Below are 18,335 nucleotides of genomic sequence, written 5' to 3'. Positions count from 1 at the left end.
CTGGCCGACGCCGCCTCCCGGGCGACGGCGGCACGCCCCAGTGCCACCGTGGCCCAGGTGTTCGAGCAACTGCCGCCCGAGCACCGGCACCTAAACAGCATCCGTGCCCTGCTCGCCAGCGGTTCCGCCGCCGGCGAGACGCTTGAATCCGTTACCTTTACCCAGATCGACGGCAGCGAGCGCACCGCGCTGCTGCCCGCCGTCGCTGTCGCGAAAGCCCCCGAAAAATGAGCGAGACCACCCTGTCAGCAGTCCCGGAGGACTTCGAGCCCGACGTCGAGCAGAAGGAGACTGAGGAAACCGACGCCCCGCGTGACCTGCTGGTCGACGGCCCCGAACTGTTCCCCGGCGACACCGGCACCCTTCCGCTGAAGCTGCGCCAGGCCCTGATCCGGCTGCTGCGCGGCCCGTACCTGGACGCCACCTCCTCGGACAACGTGTACGAGACCGTAGTAGACAACCAGGACCAGCTGCGCGTGCGGCTGAGTGAACTGTTCCTGTCCCTGGTCATTGACGAGGACCGCAAGGTCGCCCTGCTGCGCCCGGTGGAAATGCCCGAACCGCACACCTCCGCCCTGCAGCGTCAGCGCGAAATGACCCGCGAGGAAACCCTGCTGCTGCTGCGCCTGCGGCTGATCCTGGACCGGCACACCGGCACCGGGAACGAGGCCACCATCGCCCGGCAGGACATCCTTGAGGTGCTCGAGGGTTACGTGGATCCGGGCCAGCGCGACGCGAAGTCCGTGGAGGACACCGCGGACGCCGCCATCCGCAAGCTCGTCCATGACCGCCGCCTGCTCATCCCCACCGAGCTGGACAACGTCTGGGTCATCTCCCCCGCCCTGCCGCTGGCCCTGCCCTATAGCCAGATCGGCGACATCGTCACCTTTATGCAGACCCTCTCCGGGGACGCGGAAAACGCGGACGACGACGGCGCCCCCACCCTCGACGTCGAGCCCGCCGACACTGACGGCACCGAGACTGAACCCGCCACGAACGACGGCGAGGAGCCGGCATGAGCATCGAAACCACCCTCCCCATGGGAGACCTGATCAACCCCGGCCAGAACCGGCTCTCCTCCGTGCAGATCGTGAACTGGGGAACCTTCGACGGCGCGCACACCATCAAAGTGGACCGCGCCGGCACCCTGCTCACCGGCGATTCCGGCGTGGGCAAATCCACCGTCTTCGACGCCATGCTGCTGGTCATGGACGCCCGCCCCCGCATGAACGAGGCCGCGCAGAACAACAACGGCACCAACGCCGAGGAAAAGCGCACCGCCTTCTCCTACATGCGCGGCCGGCTCGGCACGCAGGGAGCGGACGACGGCGCGGGCACCGCCTACCAGCGTCCCGGCGCCACCTGGTCCGCGGTCTGCCTGACGTTCGACAACGGACTGGGGCAGATCACCAGCCTCTCCGTGGTGATGGACCTGCCGGCCACCGGCACCGAGCACAACCTGGGCCGCTTCTACCTGGTGCACAACAAGCCCCTGGACATCGCCGCCCTGCAGACCGGCATCCGTGGCCGCTTCACCAAGGGCAGCCTCGAAGCGCTGCTGCCCGGCGCCGCCGTGTTCGATTCGCACAAAATGTTCGCCGAACGCTACCGCGCGGCACTCGGCGTCGAAGACGAGAAGGCCTTTAACCTGCTGCGCATCCTGCAAACCGGCAAGGGCCTGGGCGGCACCGTCAATGACTTCTTCCGCACCAACGTGCTGGACACCCCGCGCACCCTCACCGCGGCCGAGGAAGCGGTGGAGGACTTCAGCCACCTGCGCAGCATCCGCCGCCAGCTCGAACGCGCCCGCCAGCAGCGCGACCACTTGGCCAGCGTCCCCGAACTGCACACCCGCTACCGGCAGGCTGCGGACGCGCTGGCGCACAACCGCGCCCTGACCACCGAGGGCCTGCCCGCCTACCGGCAGCGCCTGGCCCTGGAAGGCGCCACCCGCACCGCCGAGAAGCTCGAAGCCGCCGCCTCGGCTGCCCGCGCCGAACTCTCCGCCGCGGAAACCCGCCGTGCCACCCTGAAGGACCAGCGCGATGCGCTCAGCGCCCGCTACGCCGCAGAGGGCGGCGGCGCCATCGCCACCCTGGAACGCGAACTCGCTGCCGCCGCCGCGCAGCTGCGCTCCCGCGAAACCGTGGAAACCGCGTTCCGGGACGAGCTCGCCGCAGCGGGGATCGACGTCGACTTCTCCCCCGCCGGGCTGGTCACCGCCCGCAGCCGCGCCGCGGAGCTGGTGAAGTCCTTGACCGCGGACCTGGATGCCGCCAAGGAGCGCAGCAGCAACGCGCACGGCGAGGCCTGGTCCCTGAAGGGGCAGATCGCGAAGCTTGAAAACGAGATCGGCTCCTTCCGCCGCCGCAAGTCCAACATCCGGCAGGAATCCCTGGACCAGCGCACCCGGATCTGCGCCGCCACCGGTATTCGCGAAGCCGACATGCCCTTCGCTGCGGAACTGATCGACCTGCCCGCCGAGCACGCCCAGTGGCGTCCGGCCGCCGAACGCACCCTGCGTTCCCTGGCCACCGCCCTGCTGGTCCCCGGCGAACACATGGCCGCGGTGACCCGCTTCCTCAGCGAAAACGACATGCAGGGCTACGTGCGCTGCATCGACGTATCCGTGCCGCTGGATGGTCCCGCCGAACCCGGCCCCGATGACCTGATCACCAAGCTGCTCACCCACGATTCGGCCATGGGCGACTGGGTCCGTCGGAAAATCACCGCGCACTACGACTTCGTGTGCGTGGAGGATCCGGCCGGGCTGGCCGGCGTCGCCAAGGGCGTGAGCAGAGGCGGTGCGGTCAAGCGCAACCGCAGCACCACCGAAAAGGATGACCGGCACACCAAGGCCTCGGACAACGTGCTGGGCTTCGACAACAAGGACACCGTCGCGGCGCTCGGCAACGAACTGCTGGCGCTGCGCACCGTCTTTGAAGAGGCGGACACCGTTTCAAAGCAGCACGCCGCGGAGCAGGACGAAATTGTCCGCCGGCTGGCCGCCGTCCACCGTGTCGCCGAAGACGAGCGGAGCTGGGAGGAACTCTCCGCAGACGAGGCCCGCGCCGCCGTCGACCAGGCCACCGACCGGCTCGATACCGCCCGGGACGCCAACGCGGACCTGGAGCAGATCCGCTTCGAACTGGACACCGCCGAACTGGACCTGACCGCCGCCACGGAGAAGGTCGGCGGGCTCAAGGGCGAAGCGGCAAGGCTCGACGCCGACCTTGCCGCCGCCGTCGAACGCCGCAGCGCGCTCTCCGCGAAGGCACCCGAGGCGCTGTCCGAGGGACTGCGGACCGCGCTGGCCGAACTGTTTGACCCGTTCGGTGACCTGACCGACGCCGCCCGCCTGAAGGAAGCCGCCGGCGAGGTGGAGCGCGCCCTGATCACCGAACAGGCCCGGTTGGAGAAGACCCTGCTGGAAACCCGCGCGAAGCTGGAGCGGACCTTCGAGACGTTCTCCGACAAGTGGGGCTCGGACTTCGGCACCTCCGTGGAGGCTGCCGGCGCGTACGAGGACCGGTTCGAGGGCATCATCACCGAAGGCCTGCCGCAGCGCGAGGCCGAGTTCAGCGAGTACTTCAACAACCGCACCTATGAGCGCTTCAGCGACCTGCTGCAGCTGCTGGATGAGGAACGCCGCAGCATCTCCTCGCGCCTGCTGCCGCTGAACTCCGTGCTCCGCCGGGTGGAATACCACGCGGGCAGCCACCTGGAGATTGAGGTGGCCACTACCATTCCCGACGCCGCGTACAAGTTCCGTACCGAGCTGAAGAATGCGCTGCCGATGATGGGCTCCCGGCAGGACAAGGCCGATATGGATGCCCGCTACGCCGCGCTGGAGGCGCTGGTGGACCGGCTGAAGGACCCGGAGGAGAAGCGCTGGCGGGCCGAGGTGCTCGACGTCCGTTCGCACGTGACCATCACCTGCACGCACCGCCTGGCCAACGGGCACACGTACACCAACCTGCAGGCGTCGCTGATGTCCGGCGGCGAGGGGCAGCGGTTCACCGCGTTCATCATGGCCTCCGCGCTGGCGTACCAGCTGGGCATTGTGTCGCAGGGCTTCAGCACCTACGGCACGGTGATGATGGACGAGGCGTTTGTGAAGTCCTCGCTGTCCTTCGCCGAGGCGTCCATCAACGCGCTGCACGAGTTCGGTTTCCAGCTGCTGCTCGCGGCGCCGGAGGACAAGGTGGACCTGTCCCGCTTCCTGGGCTCGGTCACCGAAATCCTGCGCGACGACGTCACCAACCGTTCCGGCGTGCTGGAGCGCGGGCTGGGCAACTCCCGGTCGGTGGATATTCTGCTCCGCTAGGGCAGGTTCCTGCGGTGCGAGAAAAACGGGCTGCCGGGCGGGGACGGAGACAGCGCGAGAAAGGTCAGACTCTGAGACAACAGCATCTGGTGAGCGTGGGCCTGGCCGCCGGCGTCGTGTGCGTTTTGCTGGGAACGTTCGGACCGTTCGAAACCTTCGCCGGCGTCTTGTGGCTGGCGGCGCTGCTTTTCTTCGCAGCCGCGGCAGTTGGCGCCCTGACGCGGTGGCGGAATACCCGCCGTCGTCCGGAGTCCGGACGCCGGTCCGGTAAGTAGCCTGCCGGCGGGTTGTGCCGCGCTGGCGGCACAGCCGGAACAGGCCGACACTGGGAAAGATGAGCGCTCTTCATACTCCCCGGTTCATTGCGTCCTGGCGCCGCCAGTTGATCGGCACGTTCAGCAACAACGCCACCGAGATCCCACAGTGGGAGCTGGATCTGGCGAAGGGCGACGACGTCGGCCACTTCGGTCCGGACTCCGCGGTCTGGGCGGTGCACGGCTCCATGACGACGATTGTGGCCGGGGTCCGTGCCTTGCTGCTGCAGGCCCTGCACCCCGGGGCGATGGCCGGAGTGCACGACTTTTCCGACTACAAGGAGGATCCGCTGGGCCGGCTGGCCGGGACCATCCGGTGGATCTTCACCGTCACTTACGGAGACACGCACGCGGCGAAGGCGGGTTCCGATTGGGTGTTGCGGCTGCACGAGCGGGTGCATGGCGAGTATGTGGACGCCGACGGCGTGGAGCAACCGTATTCCGCGAATGATCCGGAGATTGCCCGCTGGGTGCATTTGGCGTTCACCGATGCGTTCCTGTCCTCGCACCAGCGCTACGGCGGGGAGATCCCCGGCGGCCCGGACGCGTATGTGGCCGAGTGGGCGGTTGCGGGCGAGCTGATGGGCATTCCCAATCCACCTCGTTCGGAGGCCGAGCTGCGCAAGCAGATGGCCGGCTACGGCGCCCAGCTACGCAGCAGCGAGTACGTGCAGGAGGCCCTGGGTTTCCTGAAGCGTCCGCCGCTGCCGAAGAACCAGCGCTTTGGCTACCGGGTACTTTTTGCCGGGGCGGTGGCCAGCCTGGAACCCCGGCACCGGGAGCTGCTGGGGTTGCGGGCTCCGCACCTGGGGCCGGTTCCGTTGTCGATGAAGTTTCCCGTGAAACTTGTTTTGGGTGTTATCCGGTTTGGTTTGGGCTCGCAGGGGCCCAGCGAGCGGTCCGCCCGGGAGCGGATTGCCCGAGTCTCCGGTCGGGCGTGACAGCGGGTTGCCAGGAACGGGCTGGTTGCCAGGGACGGCACGACGGCACGACCGCATCAGCTCCACGGGGCTGGCCGTGAATGCATAACCGGTTGGCGCAGAGGCTAAGTAACCGGCTCAAAAAGACAGGTATTTCGAGTTTTCCGATGTCCCGTTTTGAGCCTCTTTTAGGCCCGGAAATGTCAGTGCCGGATGAAATCCTGAAGCATGGATCAGGACAGGAACACCGGGTGCGGAACCGGAACGCCTGCCGGCACAAACCTTCCACGGGAAGGGGCAGCCGGCAAGACGGATGCGCCCGTGAAACCGCCCCTGGCCTTGACCAGTCTTGCGGTTTATCGTGCCGATCCAGCGGGCGTGCCCGGCGGTGCGGAATGCTCAGCTGGCACCTACCCGGAAGGTTTTACCGGAACTCTGGCGCTGGCGAACATTGAATCCTTCGACGAGAAAGCAACTGGTGACGCCCTGGCCCGGGTCGCGCACCTGACCGCATGGGCCCAGGCCCAGCAGGCCCGCCTGATGAACCGGCTGCAGGAGGTCTTCCGGGACAGTTTCCAGAATGCATCGGGCCAGCAGGCCCCGGGTATCGCGTTCAGCCTCGCCGCCACCGAATGCGCCACCATTCTCGGCGTCCCGCAGATGACCGGGCAGCGGCTCCTGGACGAAGCGGAGAGGCTTTGCGGCGCGCATACCGAAACCCTCAACGCATTGGCGGAAGGAAAACTCAGCTACCCGCATGCGCAGGTGATCCTGGACCAAAGCCAGAGCGTTCCCGCAGCCCAGCTGCCGGAGTTCGAAGCGGAGCTGCTGGCCGCTGCCGAAGGACAGACCAGGGCCCAGTTCTCCGTCCGAGCACGTCGGCTGCGGGAGAAACAGTATCCCGAGAGCGTTCCCGAACGGCACCGCAGCGCCTTCGAACAGCGTCGGGTCACCCTCGACAGGGACGCTGACGGGATGTCCTGGCTCTCGGCCTTCCTGCCGGCACCGGAGGCCCAGCAGATCCACACCGCCCTCAGTACAGCTGCGCAGGGCGAACAAACGGCCGGAGACCCGCGGACCAGGGACCAGCTGCGTGCGGACATCCTGACCCACCTGCTCATGGGAGGTCTCAGTGGGCAGCAGGGAAGGCCCATGGCTTCAGGGGCGGGCGGCGAAGGCGCCGGCGGCAGTGGCGGGAGCGCCGGCGGCAGTGGCGGGAGCCGTGCGGGCGGCAGTGGCGGGAGCCGTGCGGGCGGCCGCGATCTCTGCGACGGCGGCCCAGACGCCCTCGGCACCATCCCGCGCGCCGAAATCATGGTCCTGATCAATGCCGAAACCCTCTTCGGAGCCGACGAGCAACCCGCCGAACTACATGGCTACGGACCCATCAGCGCCGATGCGGCACGCCGGCTGGCGCGCAGTGCCACCCGCTGGACCGGGCTTGTCCAAGACCCGCGAACCGGGGAAATCCTCGGCGTCGGCCGACGCCGAAAAGTTCCGGCAGGACTGGCCCGCTGGCTGCGCGCCCGGGACGGGACCTGCAGGTTCCCCGGTTGCCGGGTCAGTACTGCTGTCAGCGAAATCGACCACACCACCGACTGGGCACAGGGCGGCCCCACCGATCACGGGAACCTGGTCCATCTGTGCCGGAGGCACCACCGGTTCAAGACCCTCGGCTTCTGGAAGGCCAAGCAACCGGAGCCCGGAATCATGGAGTGGACTTCGCCTACTGGACGGGTCTACCGCACCGAGCCTTTCCTCGAACTGGCCCCTGCCCGCCCCGAGCCGGAGGTCCCGGTCGAAGCACCACCGTTCTGAGCAGGCCCCTCTGATCGGGCCGTTCTGAGCAGCCACCTCGGATCGGGCTGCTCCGAGCAAGCCGTTCTGAGCAGGCCCTCCAGAGCACCCCCTCCACCCTGCAGTATCCGTCACACATCCGCCGATCAACATCACACAGAGAACCCGGATTCCGGCCTTTTATCCCCCACCAATCCGATGGAAAAATTAAAGGAAAGCATCGTCCAACCCGTACTCGGCGCGCTCCCTGAGCGCGCTTCCCCGATACCGGAAAGGAACTATGCGCAAGGCTGTACCCTCACTGATCATCGCCGGCCTGCTGGTGAGCGGAGGTGTGGTCTCCTGCGGGACAGCGGACGAGTCCGCCTCCCCCGACACCAGTGTCAGCGCCTCCGCCTCCCCCTCCGCGGAAGCCACTGTCCCCTCAGACCAGGCGGACAAGTTGATCCCCGCGGACGCCCGGACCATCACCGACCCGGCCAATCCGCAGGCCACCCTGGTCCTCTTCACCGATTACCAGTGCCCCTACTGCGGCATGATGGATCCCCTGATCCAGCAGGCGAAGGCCGACTACGGCGACCAGGTCCGCATCGTAGTACGGAACTACCCGCTCCCGAAGCATAAGAACGCCGAACCCGCCGCCCGCGCCGTCGAAGCCGCCGCAGAACAGGGCAAGCTGGAGGCCATGGCCGGCAAGGTCTTCGAGCACCAGGAGGACTGGAAGACCGAGTCCGACGTGGACGGCATCTTCGCCGGCTACGCAGAAGAACTCGGCCTGGACATGGACCGCTTCAACGCCGACTACACCGCCATCAAGGACCGCGTGGCCCGGGACCTGCAGGACGCCCAGGACCTCCAGGTGAAGGGAACCCCCACCCTGTACCTGGACGGGAAGGCCGTGCAGCTGGAGTCCGGCGACTACAGCGAAATCTCCGAACCGCTGGACAACGCCCTGAACAAGTAGGGCCCCGGCATGTGATCGAAAGCATACTGAGAGTAAGGGCTCCTAACCGCTGAACAGGCAGGGTCGTGGGATAAAAATATCTAATGACTATCGATGCCGGGCCTGCCCGACCTGCCTGGCGGCGCCTGTTCGGCGTGCCCCTCCTTATCTCTGCTGCCTTCACCGTGCTGATGCTGGTGGCCGCCGTCGTCGCCGGCCTGCCCATCCGCGACCCGGAAGGCTTCCTCGGCCCCAGCTACGTGCGCCTGCCCCTGATGGTGCTGCTGATGATCGCGGCCGACGTCGTCCCCCGGGTCCTGGCCCGGCGGCGGGAACACGGCGGTTTGGCAGTGGCCACAAGCCAGGTATTGCGCACCCGGTGGTCCGGCCCGCGTCTGGCCGTGGCCATTGCCGGACTGGCAACGTTCTACCTGGCGTACATGTCCTACCGGAACCTCAAGAGCTTCCTGCCGTTCCTGCGGGACCGGCTCACGGACACCATGCTGGAGGCCACGGACAAGTGGTTCGCCGGCGGGGAATACCCGGCCGATGTGCTGCAGGAGGTGCTCGGCACCGGGTTCAGCGCCGATCTGCTTTCCGGCGTCTACATGCTGTTTATGGTGTTTGTGCCGGTCTCGCTGGCAGCGGCACTGGTGTGGTCCGACAACCTGCAGCGCGGCGCCTGGTACGCCACCGCCCTGTCCTTCAACTGGATCCTGGGCACCGTCAGCTATTACGCGCTGCCGTCCATGGGACCGGTCTATGCGGACGCCACCCCGTTCTATGACCTGCCCGAAACCCCGGTTTCCGACCTGCAGGACACCCTGTATGCGAACCGGGCCGAAGTGCTGACGGACCCCTTCGCCACGGAAAACGTGCATGGCATCGCCGCCTTCGCCTCCCTGCACGTCTCCATCGTCTTCACCGCCGCCCTGGTGGCGCACCTGACCCGCCTGCCCAAGGCTGTCCGCTGGATCATGTGGATCTACACGGCGTTGACCATGCTGGCCACCGTCTATTTCGGCTGGCACTACGTGGTGGACGTATTCGCCGGCTTCGCCCTCGGTGCCGTGTCCGTCTGGCTCGCGTCCAAGGCCGTCGGTACCCAGCGCGAGGATTTCGCAGTCCGGGCAGCGCAGGCGGAGCCCGACGTCGAGCCGGACCTGATCTCCACCGGCGCCTAGGTCTGCGGTACGCCGCCTTCGAAGGCACGCACTATTTGGCGAGCGCACTCGTCAGGGTCGGTGAGGCTCGTATCCACTTCCAGGTCGTAAACGACTCCTCGGTGCACGCTGGCGGCTTGCGCCCTGGCCATGCCTGTCACCCGGTCCGGACGGCCTGCTTCCCGGGACGCTGCGACGTCGGGGGCGCAGTGAACGCCTACCCACATCACCTTCGCGTCGCTGAAAACTGCCTTCACGCGGTCCTGTCCATCGGCGCCGGAGAGGAACACTTCATCAAGGATCAGGCAGGCACCGGACCGCACCATAGCCTGGAGCCCGGCGTACCAGGTGCGTTCCAGCGCGCGGTGGGCGGCACTGATGCTGATGGTGCCATCCGGAGCAAAGGCGATGCCTGCGCGCGGGCTGTCTCCGCCGCCGGGAAGGGCATCGATGAAGCTGTCCACGCCGAAGGTCAGCCAGATACCTGGCAGGATCTCCTGGAGCGCCCGGGCCAGGGACGTTTTGCCCGAACTGGATCCGCCATTGAGCACAAGTACTCGGGGACTGCGATCGGCGGACATGCAGCGAGCCTAGCCGAGTCCACGCCTGGGAAAAGGAACTCGGGTCCAAGCGGGACGGACCAACAAGGGCCAGTGGGTGGCTGATAAGGACATCTGAGGGCACCGGCAGGCACCAGGAGGCTGGCAGACGCGGGCACTGGAGCGCCCGGAAGCTGACAAGCGCCGGCACCGAAGCGACCGGAGGCTCACAAACGCGGGCACCGGAGCGCCCGGAGGAAGGCGGCTTTAATATTTCTCGCGAGCTCTGCGAGCGCGGAAATTTCGTTGCCGCCGTTCCGGGCGCGTAGGCGCCCACCCAGGCACGCAGGCTCCCGCCCAGGCACGCAGGCGCCCACCATAAGCGTCAAACAGCCCCGAACGCCGCCACGGCATTCTGCCCGCCGAACCCGAACGCATTGGTCACGGCATACCGCACCGATGCCTCCCGCGCAGTCCCGGGCACGTAGTCCAGGTCGCACTCCGGATCCGGAGTGCTGTAGTTGATGGTCGGCGGGATAACCCCGTCCCGGATGGCCATGGCGCACAGCAGCGAGCCCAGGGTCCCGGCCGCCCCGATCAGGTGCCCGGTCATGGACTTCGGTGCGGTGACGGCCAACGACGGCGCGTGCTCCCCGAACGCGGTATGCAGGGCAATGGTTTCGGTGCGGTCATTGGCCTGGGTGGAGGTCCCGTGTGCCGCCACCAGCTGTATGTCCCCGGGATCCAGGCGGGCCCGGTGCAGCGTCTGCACAATGGCCTCCGCCGCGTACCGCCCGCTGGGATCCGGAGCGACGATGTGGAACGCGTCGCTGGTCATGGCCCCGCCCAGCACCTCCGCATATACCTCGGCGCCGCGGGCCCGGGCGGAGCTGAGCCGTTCCAGCACACACACCACTGACCCTTCGCCGAACACAAACCCGTCCCGGCCGGCGTCGAACGGGCGGCTGGCCTCCTGCGGAGAATCATTGTTCCGCGACAGTCCGCGCATGGCGGACAGCCCGGCAAACATCACCGAGGTGATCGCGGCATCCGTGCCGCCGGCCACCACCACGTCCGCCTCCCCGGCCAGCAGGGTACGGCGGGCCTCGAGCAGGGCCGCGGTACCGCTGGCGCAGGCCAGGGCGCTGGCGTTCACCGGACCATGGACGGCCAGGTCAATCGCCACCTCGCAGGCGGGCATGTTGGTCAGCGACGAGGCCACAAAGCTGGGGCTGATGGGCCGCAACCCCTCCCGGTGCAGGGTTTCGGTGGCGTCCTGCACCTCCGGATAGCCGGACACCGCACTGTTGATGATCACCGCGGCGTCGGTACCCTCCAACGTGCCGCCGAGACCGGCGTCGGCCACCGCTTCCCGGGCGGCAGCAACGGCCAGGTGCGAGGCCCGGGAGGAACGCCGCAGCCGTTTGACCGGCAGGATCTGCGCTGGATCAAAGTTTTTCACTTCACCGGCAATGCGGGTGGGAAAGTCCGAGGCGTCGAAGGCGGTGATTTTGTCGATCCCGCTGCGCCCGGCCAGCAGGCCGGTCCAGGTGTCCGGCCAGCTGGTCCCGAGCGGGGTCAGGGCCCCCATCCCGGTAATGACCACGCGGTCCGTGGTCCGGTCCTCAACCATCCGCCGGGGCCTTCCGCGCCGCCCCCGGCACATCCATCCTGCCGTCCAGCCAGTCCTGGGCGGCGGAGTCGGCCACCTTGTAGTGCATCTTCTTGCCCGTGGCCGTCATGGGCAGTTCGTCCACGAAGCGGTAGCCGCGCGGGCGTTTGAAGTCCGCCAGCCCCGGATGCTCGCGGCAGAACGCGTCCAGTCCCGCTGCGTCCACGTCCTCGTCCCGGCGGACCACATAGGCCACCACGCGCTGGCCCCACTGATCGTCCGGCACACCCACCACCACGGAGTCCAGCACGCCGGGATGGTCCGCGAGCGCGGCTTCCACCTGCACCGGATGCACGTTTTCGCCGCCGGAAATGATCATGTCGTCGGTGCGGCCCATGATGGTCACGTACCCCTCGGCATCCCAGGTGGCCATGTCCCCGGGGTACAGCCAGCCATCGTGGAACTTCTCCTCCTCCACCTGCGGCAGGTTGGCGTAGCTGAACCCGGACTTCGGCGAGCGCATGATCACTTCGCCGATCTCGCTGCCGTCCCGCGCCACCAGTTCGTCCGGGCGGGCGCGGCGGCCTTCGAACACGCGGACGACGGCGACGTCGTCGTCCGTGCAGGCGCGCCCGGCACTGCCGGCATGAGCCGGGAGGTCCTCCGGCCGCAGGAAGGTGTTCCAGAAACCTTCGGTGGTGCCGTAGCCGTTGAAGATCCGCGGGGTCAGCAGCTGCTGGTACCGGATAGCGGCGGCACGGTCCAGCGGCGCCCCCATGGTGACGATGCCGCGCAGCGTGCCCAGGTCCCGCGGGTTCTTCTCCTGCTCCGCCGCGATCATCTCCAAGGTGGTGGGCGCACCGATCAGGTAGGTCAGGCCCTGCTCCCCCACCCAGTCCAGCACCGTGGCCGGATTAAAGCTGCGCAGCGGCACCACCGACCCGCCGATGTAGAACACCGGGTTGGGTCCGCCGGAGTGCAGGCCGCCCCGGTGGAACCACGGGGTCATGTTCAGCGTCCGGTCCGAGGGGGTGAGCGGGAAGTGCATGATGACGTCGTGCGCGCTCATCAGCTCGGCGATGGAGGGCAGCGGCACGCCCTTGGGCATTCCCGTGGTGCCGGAGGTGTAGAAGCGGGTGCTTTCCTCGAAGGTGGACAGCTGTCCGGACAGGTCCGGCAGGTCTCCGGCCGCGGCGTCGACGGCGGCGTCGAAGTCCTGCCCCAGGTGCCCTGACCCCATCCCCCAGTGCGCGGCGCCGTCGCCTCCGGCCACCAGCACCACCGGGGAGACCTCGGCCAGTTCCAGGGCCCGGGCCGCAGTCTCGGTGTGCTCGGCGTCCACCACGTAGACGGCCGGATCGCTGTCGCGCAGGATGTGCGCGGTTTCCGCGGGAGCCAGCCGGTAATTGACCGGTACGCTGACGGCACCCAGCCGCTGGGTGGCCAGGTACAGCAGCGCGAACTCCACTCCGTTGTAGAGCTGGTAGAGCACCCGGTCCCCGCGCCCCACGCCGCGCTCGGCCAGGGCACGGGCCACGGAATCCACGGCCTGCCCCAGCTGCGCGTAGGTCCATTCCCGGCCCGACGGCGGATCGGCCAGTGCCACGTTGTCCGCGTACCGCGCCACGTTGCGCGCGAAGCCGGACGCATAGGTGAGGCTGTGTTCGAAGTAGTCCCGGTAGCGGCTGGAATCGTAACTCACTGCTGCGTCCTTTCGGTGCGTGGAAGGAAGGTGGTTACCGGTTGCCGCCCCGCGTTGGACGCTCCGGCAGCGCGACCGGCGGTCCGGCCGCCTCGGAATGGAACGGCGGGGCGATGACGGACAGGCCGCCGTCCACGGACAGCACCTGCCCGGTGATGTAGCCGGCGCCGGGCGACAGCAGGAATTCAACGGTGGCGGCCATCTCGTCCACCGTTCCGGGCCGGCACAGCGGAATCCGGGACAGGACGGTATCGATGGCTGCCATGCCGTCCATGGAGTAGAAGTAGTCCAGCGAGTCGGAATCAATCAGTCCGCCGTTCACGGCATTGACGTTGATGCCGTAGGGCGCGAACTCGACGGCCATAAACCGCACGAAGGATTCCACGGCGGCTTTGTAGGAGCCGAGGACGGCGTAGGTGGGGAAGGCCCGGACGCTGCCGTAACTGGTCAGCGCCACGATGCGCCCGCCGTCGTCCATCAGCTTCACCGCTTCCTGGGCGCCGAGCACAAACGGCCGGACGTTGACCGCGTAGGCGCGGTCCAGGTGGTGGGTCTTCAGGTCCACCACGTTCTTGAAGGCCGCGGCGGCGGCATTGTTAATGAAGTAGTCCAGCCGCCCGTATTCGTCCGCGGCGGCGTCGAAGAGCCGGACAATGTCTTCAGGATTCTCGACGTCGGCCTGCACCGCAATGCCGCCGCCACCCAGTTCCTGGAGCCGGGCCACCGTTTCCTTGGCCATCTCCGCGTTCTGCCGGTAACTGACCACCACGTGGGTTCCCTGCTCCGCCAGCCGCTCCGCCACCCGCCGCCCGATACCGCGGGAGGCGCCGGTAATGAGCGCCGTTTTTGCGTCGCCTTGTTCCACGTGGATGCCTCCTCGTCCGGTCCGTGCCTCACACCTTGTCACCGCACGCGGGCGGGAAACAAGACCCGGTCCCAAAAGGCTCCGGGGCGAGGGGTCAGGAACGCAGGTAGGCCAGCGTGGCCAGCACCCGGCGGTGGCCGCTGTCCGACGGCGCGAGCCCGAGTTTGGCGAAGATGTTGCCGATGTGTTTGCTCACCGCGGTTTCGGAGACCGTGATGGCCTCGGCAATGGCGGTGTTGCCCAGGCCCTCGGCCACCAGTCCCAGAACCTCGAATTCCCGCGGTGTCAGTGACCGGATGGGGTCCTCCGTGCTGCGCCGGCTGAACAGCTGGGCAATGACTTCCGGATCCATCACGGTCCCGCCGCCCAGCACGCGCCGCAGCCCGTCCACGAACTCGCCCACGTTACCCACGCGTTCCTTGAGCAGGTAGCCCACGCCCTGGGCGCCGGAGGCGAGCAGCCGGCTGGCGTACCGGTCCTCCACATAGGCCGAAAGCACCAGTACGGGAAACTCCGGGACGGATTCGCGCAGTGTCAGGGCGGCTTTGAGCCCCTCGTTGGTGAAGGTGGGCGGCATCCGGACATCCAGTACCGCGCCGTCGGCGCTGCCCGGTTTGAAGGCGGCCAGCAGGTCATCGGCGTTGTCCCAGGCCCCCACCACCTCAAACCCTTCGCTTTCCAACAGCAGCTGCATTCCGGCCCGCAGCAGGGCATCATCTTCGGCGATCAGAAGGCGCATGGCAGCTCCACTCGTACGTTGGTCGGTCCGCCCGCGGGGCTGGTGAGGATCAGTTTGCCGCCGAAGGCCGCGGCACGCCGGGCAATTCCGGCCAGCCCGGTGCCGGCGCCTGGACCGGTGCCGGGCCCTGTGCCGGCGGTGCTGGCTCCGGCGGCGCTTCCGGACGCCGGGGCCTCCGCCCTCCCGGAACCGGGGCCCACCCGGGCGCCGCCGCGGCCGTCGTCGCGCACTTCGACCACCAATGTTTCCTCCCGCGCGGTTGCTTCGGTCCGCAGCACCACGTCAATGCGCGAGGCGTCGGAGTGCTTGGCCGCATTGGTCAGCGCCTCGGCCAGCACAAAGTAGGCCGCTGCCTCCACCGCTGCGGGGGCGCGCTGCAACCCCTCCACGTTGAGCGTGCAGGGAATCGGCGAGCGGCTGGTCAGGGCGGAGGCCGCCCCGCCCAGCCCCAGCTCATCCAGCACCGGCGGGTAAATGTCATGCACGGCCGCCCGCAGCCCGGCCAGTGCCTCGGACGCGGCATCCTGCGCGCGGCCAATGAAGGGCACGGCAGCAGCGGGATCGGTTTCCGCCGCCCGTGACGCCAGGCCGAGCATCATGACCACGCCCACCAGCCGGTTCTGCGCGCCGTCGTGCAGTTCCCGCTCGATCCGGCGCAGCTCCGCGGCGTGCGCAGCCAGGGCGCTGGCCCGGGCGGCGGACAGGTCGGAGATCCGGCGGGCCAGGTCGGCGTACCGGCGGGGCGACAGGATGGCCAGGGTGGCTCCGCTGATCCGCCGCGCCATCCACGGCAGCAGCAGCCACCCTGCCGCCGCATACACCAGCCCCAGCAGCACGGTCAGGAACGCATCAGTCCAGCTGCGGACGGGGATGGTCAGCTCCAGCGGGGCGTCGGCCGGAAACAGGGGCCAGAACGGGGCCGCCAGCACATACAGCACTCCGCCCACCGGCAACGCCACCGCCAGGGCCGCGGCCAGGAAGGCAAACGCGGCGTGGAAGCCCAGCCAGGACACGTCCCGCTTGGTTTCGGGAGCACTGACCAGGGCCGCCAGCTCGCCAAAGGAGTGCCGGCCGGACAGGCGGCGCCGGTCAAAGGGGATCACCGCAGAGGTGAACGCCGCTGCCCGGGCCTGGGCCCGCGCGGCCAGCAGGTCCAGCACAGCCAGCAGGCGCGGCAGCGGGTACAGCCCCACCCCCAGGGGCAGGAACGGCAGCAGGACGACGCCGGCCACCAGCACCCCCAGCGAGGCCAGCCAGTACCAGCCCTCGCGCAGCAGGAACACCAGATCCCGCAGACGGGAATCCAGGCTGGCGCGGCTCGGTAGTATCACCTGCTTGATTATGCCGGAGGCCGCCACGGCTGTCGGTATAGCCAGCTATACCCCAAACCGGCCGGGTGGCTGTATCGGAACCGATTCCGCGCCTCCGTAGCGTCGAAGACAACAGATATTCCGCCCGATTCCGAGGATGGTTCCCATGTTTACCGACGCCAGTGAGTTCTCCGCCAAGGCGGCCCTGCAACTGCAGTCCGTCTCCAAAAGCTACCGCTCCGGCCCCGCCGGCGTCCCCGCCCTCCGGGACGTCTCGCTGGCCGTTCCGGAAGGCAGCTTCACCGCCATCATGGGCCCCTCCGGCTCCGGCAAATCCACCCTGCTGCAGTGCGCCGCCGGGCTGGACGCCCCGGACCGCGGCCGCGTCATCCTGGGCGACACCGACATTTCCGGCCTGCGCGGCAAGGCCCTGACCCGGTTCCGCCGGGACCACGTCGGCTTTGTATTCCAGTCCTACAACCTGCTGCCACAGCTCACGGTGGCCCGCAACGTCACCCTGCCGCTGCTGCTGGCCGGCCGGGCTACCGATGCGGTCTGGCTCGACTACGTCCTGGAAGCGGTAGGACTGGCCGGTTTCGGCGAGCGCAAGCCGCAGGAACTCTCCGGCGGGCAGCAGCAGCGGGCGGCCATTGCCCGGGCACTGATCACCCGGCCGGCCGCGGTCTTCGCGGATGAACCGACCGGGGCCCTGGATTCCGGTACCGCCCGGCAGGTGCTGGACCTGCTGCGGCACACCGTCTCCGAGCTGGGGCAGACCGTGGTGATGGTGACGCACGATCCGGTGGCCGCCGTCTCCGCCGACACCGTCATATTCCTCGCCGACGGGCAGCTGGACGGCAGCCTGTCCGGCGCCACTGTCCGCGACGTCACCGAGCACGTCGCCTACCTGGGAGAGCGCTAATCATGTGGTCCTTCGCAAAAGAATCCATCCGGCACCACCGCGGCGGTTTCGCCGGGGTCTTCGTGGCCGTGTTCCTGTGCGCGGCGCTCATTACCGCCATGGGCGTCCTGATTGAGTCCGGGCTGCGCGGCGGCACCGCCGCGGACCGCTTGCAGGGCGCCGACGTCGTGGTGGGCGCACCGCAGTCACTGCCCGTGGTCGAGGACATGGATGCTCCGCTCTCCGAGCGCGTCCTCCTGCCCGCCGACACCGTGGAGGAGATCGCCTCCATACCGGGCGTGGAGGAGGCCGTCGGCAGCGTCACCATTCCGCTGTCCGACGACGGCGGCCGGAGCCTGTCCGCCTCGGCCTGGGATTCCGCGGCCCTGGCCCCGTACACGCTGACCGGGGAGAAGCCCCGCCGGGCCTCGGAGGTGGTGGTGGACGGGTCCTTCGGAGCCGCCCCCGGCGACCGCCTGACCCTCTCCCACGGCGGGGTGCCGGCCGAGTACACCGTCACCGGTATTGCCGCAGGCCCGGGATCCGGGTCCGCCGATCCTGCCGTGTTCCTCAGCCCGGCCGGCACCGCCGCGCTGTGGCCGCACGGAGACACGGTGGCGACCGTGGGCGTGATTGCCGACGGCTCCGTCTCCCCGGACAAACTGGCTTCTTCCATCGAGGACCGGGTGGACGGCGTCGTGACGTACACCGGCGACCGGCGCGGCGACGTGGAGAACCTGGGCGGAACCGCCGCCCGCTCCATGCTGCTGCTCCTGAGCAGCTCACTGGCCGGCGTTGCCGTGATGACCGCCGTGTTCGTCACCGCCGGCACCCTGTCCCTGTCCATCCTGGGCCGCCGCCGCGAGTTCGCCATGCTGCGTGCCGTCGGGGCCGGCAGCGGGCAGACGCTGGGCATCATCATCCGCGAAGTGCTGCTGGTCTCCGGGGCCGCCGCGGTGCTGGGTGCCGCCCCGGGCTTCGGGCTGGCGTACGTCCTGGGCGCGCAGTTCACCGCCGGGGGTGTGATCCCGGAGGACTTTGCGCTGGCCTACAGCCCCGTACCGGCCCTCGCGGCGGTGGTCCTCAGCGTTGCCGCCGCCGTCGGCGCCTCACTGGTCTCAGCCCGCGGGACCGTACGGATGGCCCCCACGACGGCGCTGCGTGAAGCCGTCACCGAGGCGGCCCGGCTGGGCCGGGGGCGGC

Annotated in this window: 15 protein-coding genes and 1 pseudogene; 10 read left to right on the top strand and 6 right to left on the bottom strand. The window is 68.5% G+C overall.

The genetic code is table 11. The features are described 5' to 3' along the window. The 8 genes and pseudogenes from AC5RUF_RS15235 to AC5RUF_RS15200 form a co-directional block, all read left to right on the top strand. Positions 1-231 (top strand): annotated as a pseudogene (locus AC5RUF_RS15235) (hypothetical protein); the annotation flags it as partial. Beyond that, on the top strand, positions 228-1,019 hold the full coding sequence (locus AC5RUF_RS15230; RefSeq protein ID WP_494131154.1) for a DUF4194 domain-containing protein: 792 nt from the start codon (positions 228-230) through the stop codon (positions 1,017-1,019). The pseudogene AC5RUF_RS15235 and the gene AC5RUF_RS15230, both read left to right, overlap by 4 nt. Beyond that, positions 1,016-4,327 (top strand): ATP-binding protein, encoded by a 3,312-nt coding sequence (locus AC5RUF_RS15225; protein WP_494131153.1) that lies wholly within the window; start codon positions 1,016-1,018, stop codon positions 4,325-4,327. The genes AC5RUF_RS15230 and AC5RUF_RS15225 overlap by 4 nt, the downstream gene beginning before the upstream one ends. Positions 4,328-4,416: 89 nt before the next feature. Further along, positions 4,417-4,602 carry a hypothetical protein gene (locus AC5RUF_RS15220; RefSeq protein ID WP_494131152.1) on the top strand — a complete coding sequence of 62 codons (186 nt, stop codon included), beginning with the start codon at positions 4,417-4,419 and terminating at the stop codon, positions 4,600-4,602. 59 nt (positions 4,603-4,661) lie between these two features. Further along, entirely contained in the window at positions 4,662-5,582 is a 921-nt protein-coding gene (locus tag AC5RUF_RS15215) for an oxygenase MpaB family protein (protein WP_494131151.1), read from the top strand. A gap of 300 nt (positions 5,583-5,882) precedes the next feature. Beyond that, complete coding sequence (locus AC5RUF_RS15210) at positions 5,883-7,379, top strand: HNH endonuclease signature motif containing protein (protein WP_494131150.1); 1,497 nt, start codon at positions 5,883-5,885, stop codon at positions 7,377-7,379. Positions 7,380-7,638: 259 nt separating this feature from the next. After that, complete coding sequence (locus tag AC5RUF_RS15205; protein ID WP_494131149.1) at positions 7,639-8,322, top strand: DsbA family protein; 684 nt, start codon at positions 7,639-7,641, stop codon at positions 8,320-8,322. A gap of 83 nt (positions 8,323-8,405) precedes the next feature. Beyond that, a complete protein-coding gene (locus AC5RUF_RS15200) occupies positions 8,406-9,485 on the top strand; it encodes a phosphatase PAP2 family protein (protein WP_494131148.1) in 1,080 nt (359 codons plus the stop codon). On the opposite strand, the gene AC5RUF_RS15195 is transcribed toward AC5RUF_RS15200, so the two are convergent. The 6 genes from AC5RUF_RS15195 to AC5RUF_RS15170 all read right to left on the bottom strand — a co-directional run bounded on the left by AC5RUF_RS15195 (position 9,482) and on the right by AC5RUF_RS15170 (position 16,252). Further along, on the bottom strand, positions 9,482-10,045 hold the full coding sequence (locus AC5RUF_RS15195; protein ID WP_494131147.1) for a chloramphenicol phosphotransferase CPT family protein: 564 nt from the start codon (positions 10,043-10,045) through the stop codon (positions 9,482-9,484). The two genes, AC5RUF_RS15200 and AC5RUF_RS15195, sit on opposite strands and share 4 nt — an antisense overlap. A gap of 343 nt (positions 10,046-10,388) precedes the next feature. Beyond that, positions 10,389-11,636: a beta-ketoacyl-[acyl-carrier-protein] synthase family protein gene (locus AC5RUF_RS15190; protein ID WP_494131146.1), complete on the bottom strand. Its 1,248-nt coding sequence runs from the start codon at positions 11,634-11,636 to the stop codon at positions 10,389-10,391. Beyond that, a complete protein-coding gene (locus tag AC5RUF_RS15185) occupies positions 11,629-13,317 on the bottom strand; it encodes a class I adenylate-forming enzyme family protein (RefSeq protein ID WP_494131145.1) in 1,689 nt (562 codons plus the stop codon). The genes AC5RUF_RS15190 and AC5RUF_RS15185 overlap by 8 nt, the downstream gene beginning before the upstream one ends. A gap of 34 nt (positions 13,318-13,351) precedes the next feature. Then, entirely contained in the window at positions 13,352-14,182 is an 831-nt protein-coding gene (locus tag AC5RUF_RS15180) for an SDR family oxidoreductase (protein WP_494131144.1), read from the bottom strand. A gap of 94 nt (positions 14,183-14,276) precedes the next feature. Then, entirely contained in the window at positions 14,277-14,921 is a 645-nt protein-coding gene (locus AC5RUF_RS15175; RefSeq protein ID WP_494131143.1) for a response regulator transcription factor, read from the bottom strand. Next, positions 14,909-16,252 (bottom strand): sensor histidine kinase, encoded by a 1,344-nt coding sequence (locus tag AC5RUF_RS15170; protein ID WP_494131142.1) that lies wholly within the window; start codon positions 16,250-16,252, stop codon positions 14,909-14,911. The genes AC5RUF_RS15175 and AC5RUF_RS15170 overlap by 13 nt, the downstream gene beginning before the upstream one ends. 145 nt (positions 16,253-16,397) lie before the next feature. On the opposite strand from AC5RUF_RS15170, the gene AC5RUF_RS15165 reads away from it, so the two are divergent. Further along, on the top strand, positions 16,398-17,153 hold the full coding sequence (locus AC5RUF_RS15165; RefSeq protein ID WP_494131141.1) for an ABC transporter ATP-binding protein: 756 nt from the start codon (positions 16,398-16,400) through the stop codon (positions 17,151-17,153). A gap of 2 nt (positions 17,154-17,155) precedes the next feature. After that, on the top strand, positions 17,156-18,335 hold a 1,180-nt coding region (locus AC5RUF_RS15160; protein WP_494131140.1), incomplete at its 3' end, for an ABC transporter permease.

Source organism: Arthrobacter sp. Y3224198, from assembly GCF_059090025.1.
Note: the sequence above shows the minus strand (reverse complement) of the source record. Positions and strands in the feature narration are given on the sequence as shown.

What these genes read in the sequence shown, in the direction of transcription:
- AC5RUF_RS15190 (WP_494131146.1), bottom strand. Translation starts at nt 11,636, where the DNA reads ATGGTTGAGGACCGGACCACGGACCGCGTGGTCATTACCGGGATGGGG.
- AC5RUF_RS15205 (WP_494131149.1), top strand. Translation starts at nt 7,639, where the DNA reads ATGCGCAAGGCTGTACCCTCACTGATCATCGCCGGCCTGCTGGTGAGC.
- AC5RUF_RS15165 (WP_494131141.1), top strand. Translation starts at nt 16,398, where the DNA reads ATGTTTACCGACGCCAGTGAGTTCTCCGCCAAGGCGGCCCTGCAACTG.
- AC5RUF_RS15230 (WP_494131154.1), top strand. Translation starts at nt 228, where the DNA reads ATGAGCGAGACCACCCTGTCAGCAGTCCCGGAGGACTTCGAGCCCGAC.
- AC5RUF_RS15215 (WP_494131151.1), top strand. Translation starts at nt 4,662, where the DNA reads ATGAGCGCTCTTCATACTCCCCGGTTCATTGCGTCCTGGCGCCGCCAG.
- AC5RUF_RS15175 (WP_494131143.1), bottom strand. Translation starts at nt 14,921, where the DNA reads ATGCGCCTTCTGATCGCCGAAGATGATGCCCTGCTGCGGGCCGGAATG.
- AC5RUF_RS15225 (WP_494131153.1), top strand. Translation starts at nt 1,016, where the DNA reads ATGAGCATCGAAACCACCCTCCCCATGGGAGACCTGATCAACCCCGGC.
- AC5RUF_RS15200 (WP_494131148.1), top strand. Translation starts at nt 8,406, where the DNA reads ATGACTATCGATGCCGGGCCTGCCCGACCTGCCTGGCGGCGCCTGTTC.
- AC5RUF_RS15195 (WP_494131147.1), bottom strand. Translation starts at nt 10,045, where the DNA reads ATGTCCGCCGATCGCAGTCCCCGAGTACTTGTGCTCAATGGCGGATCC.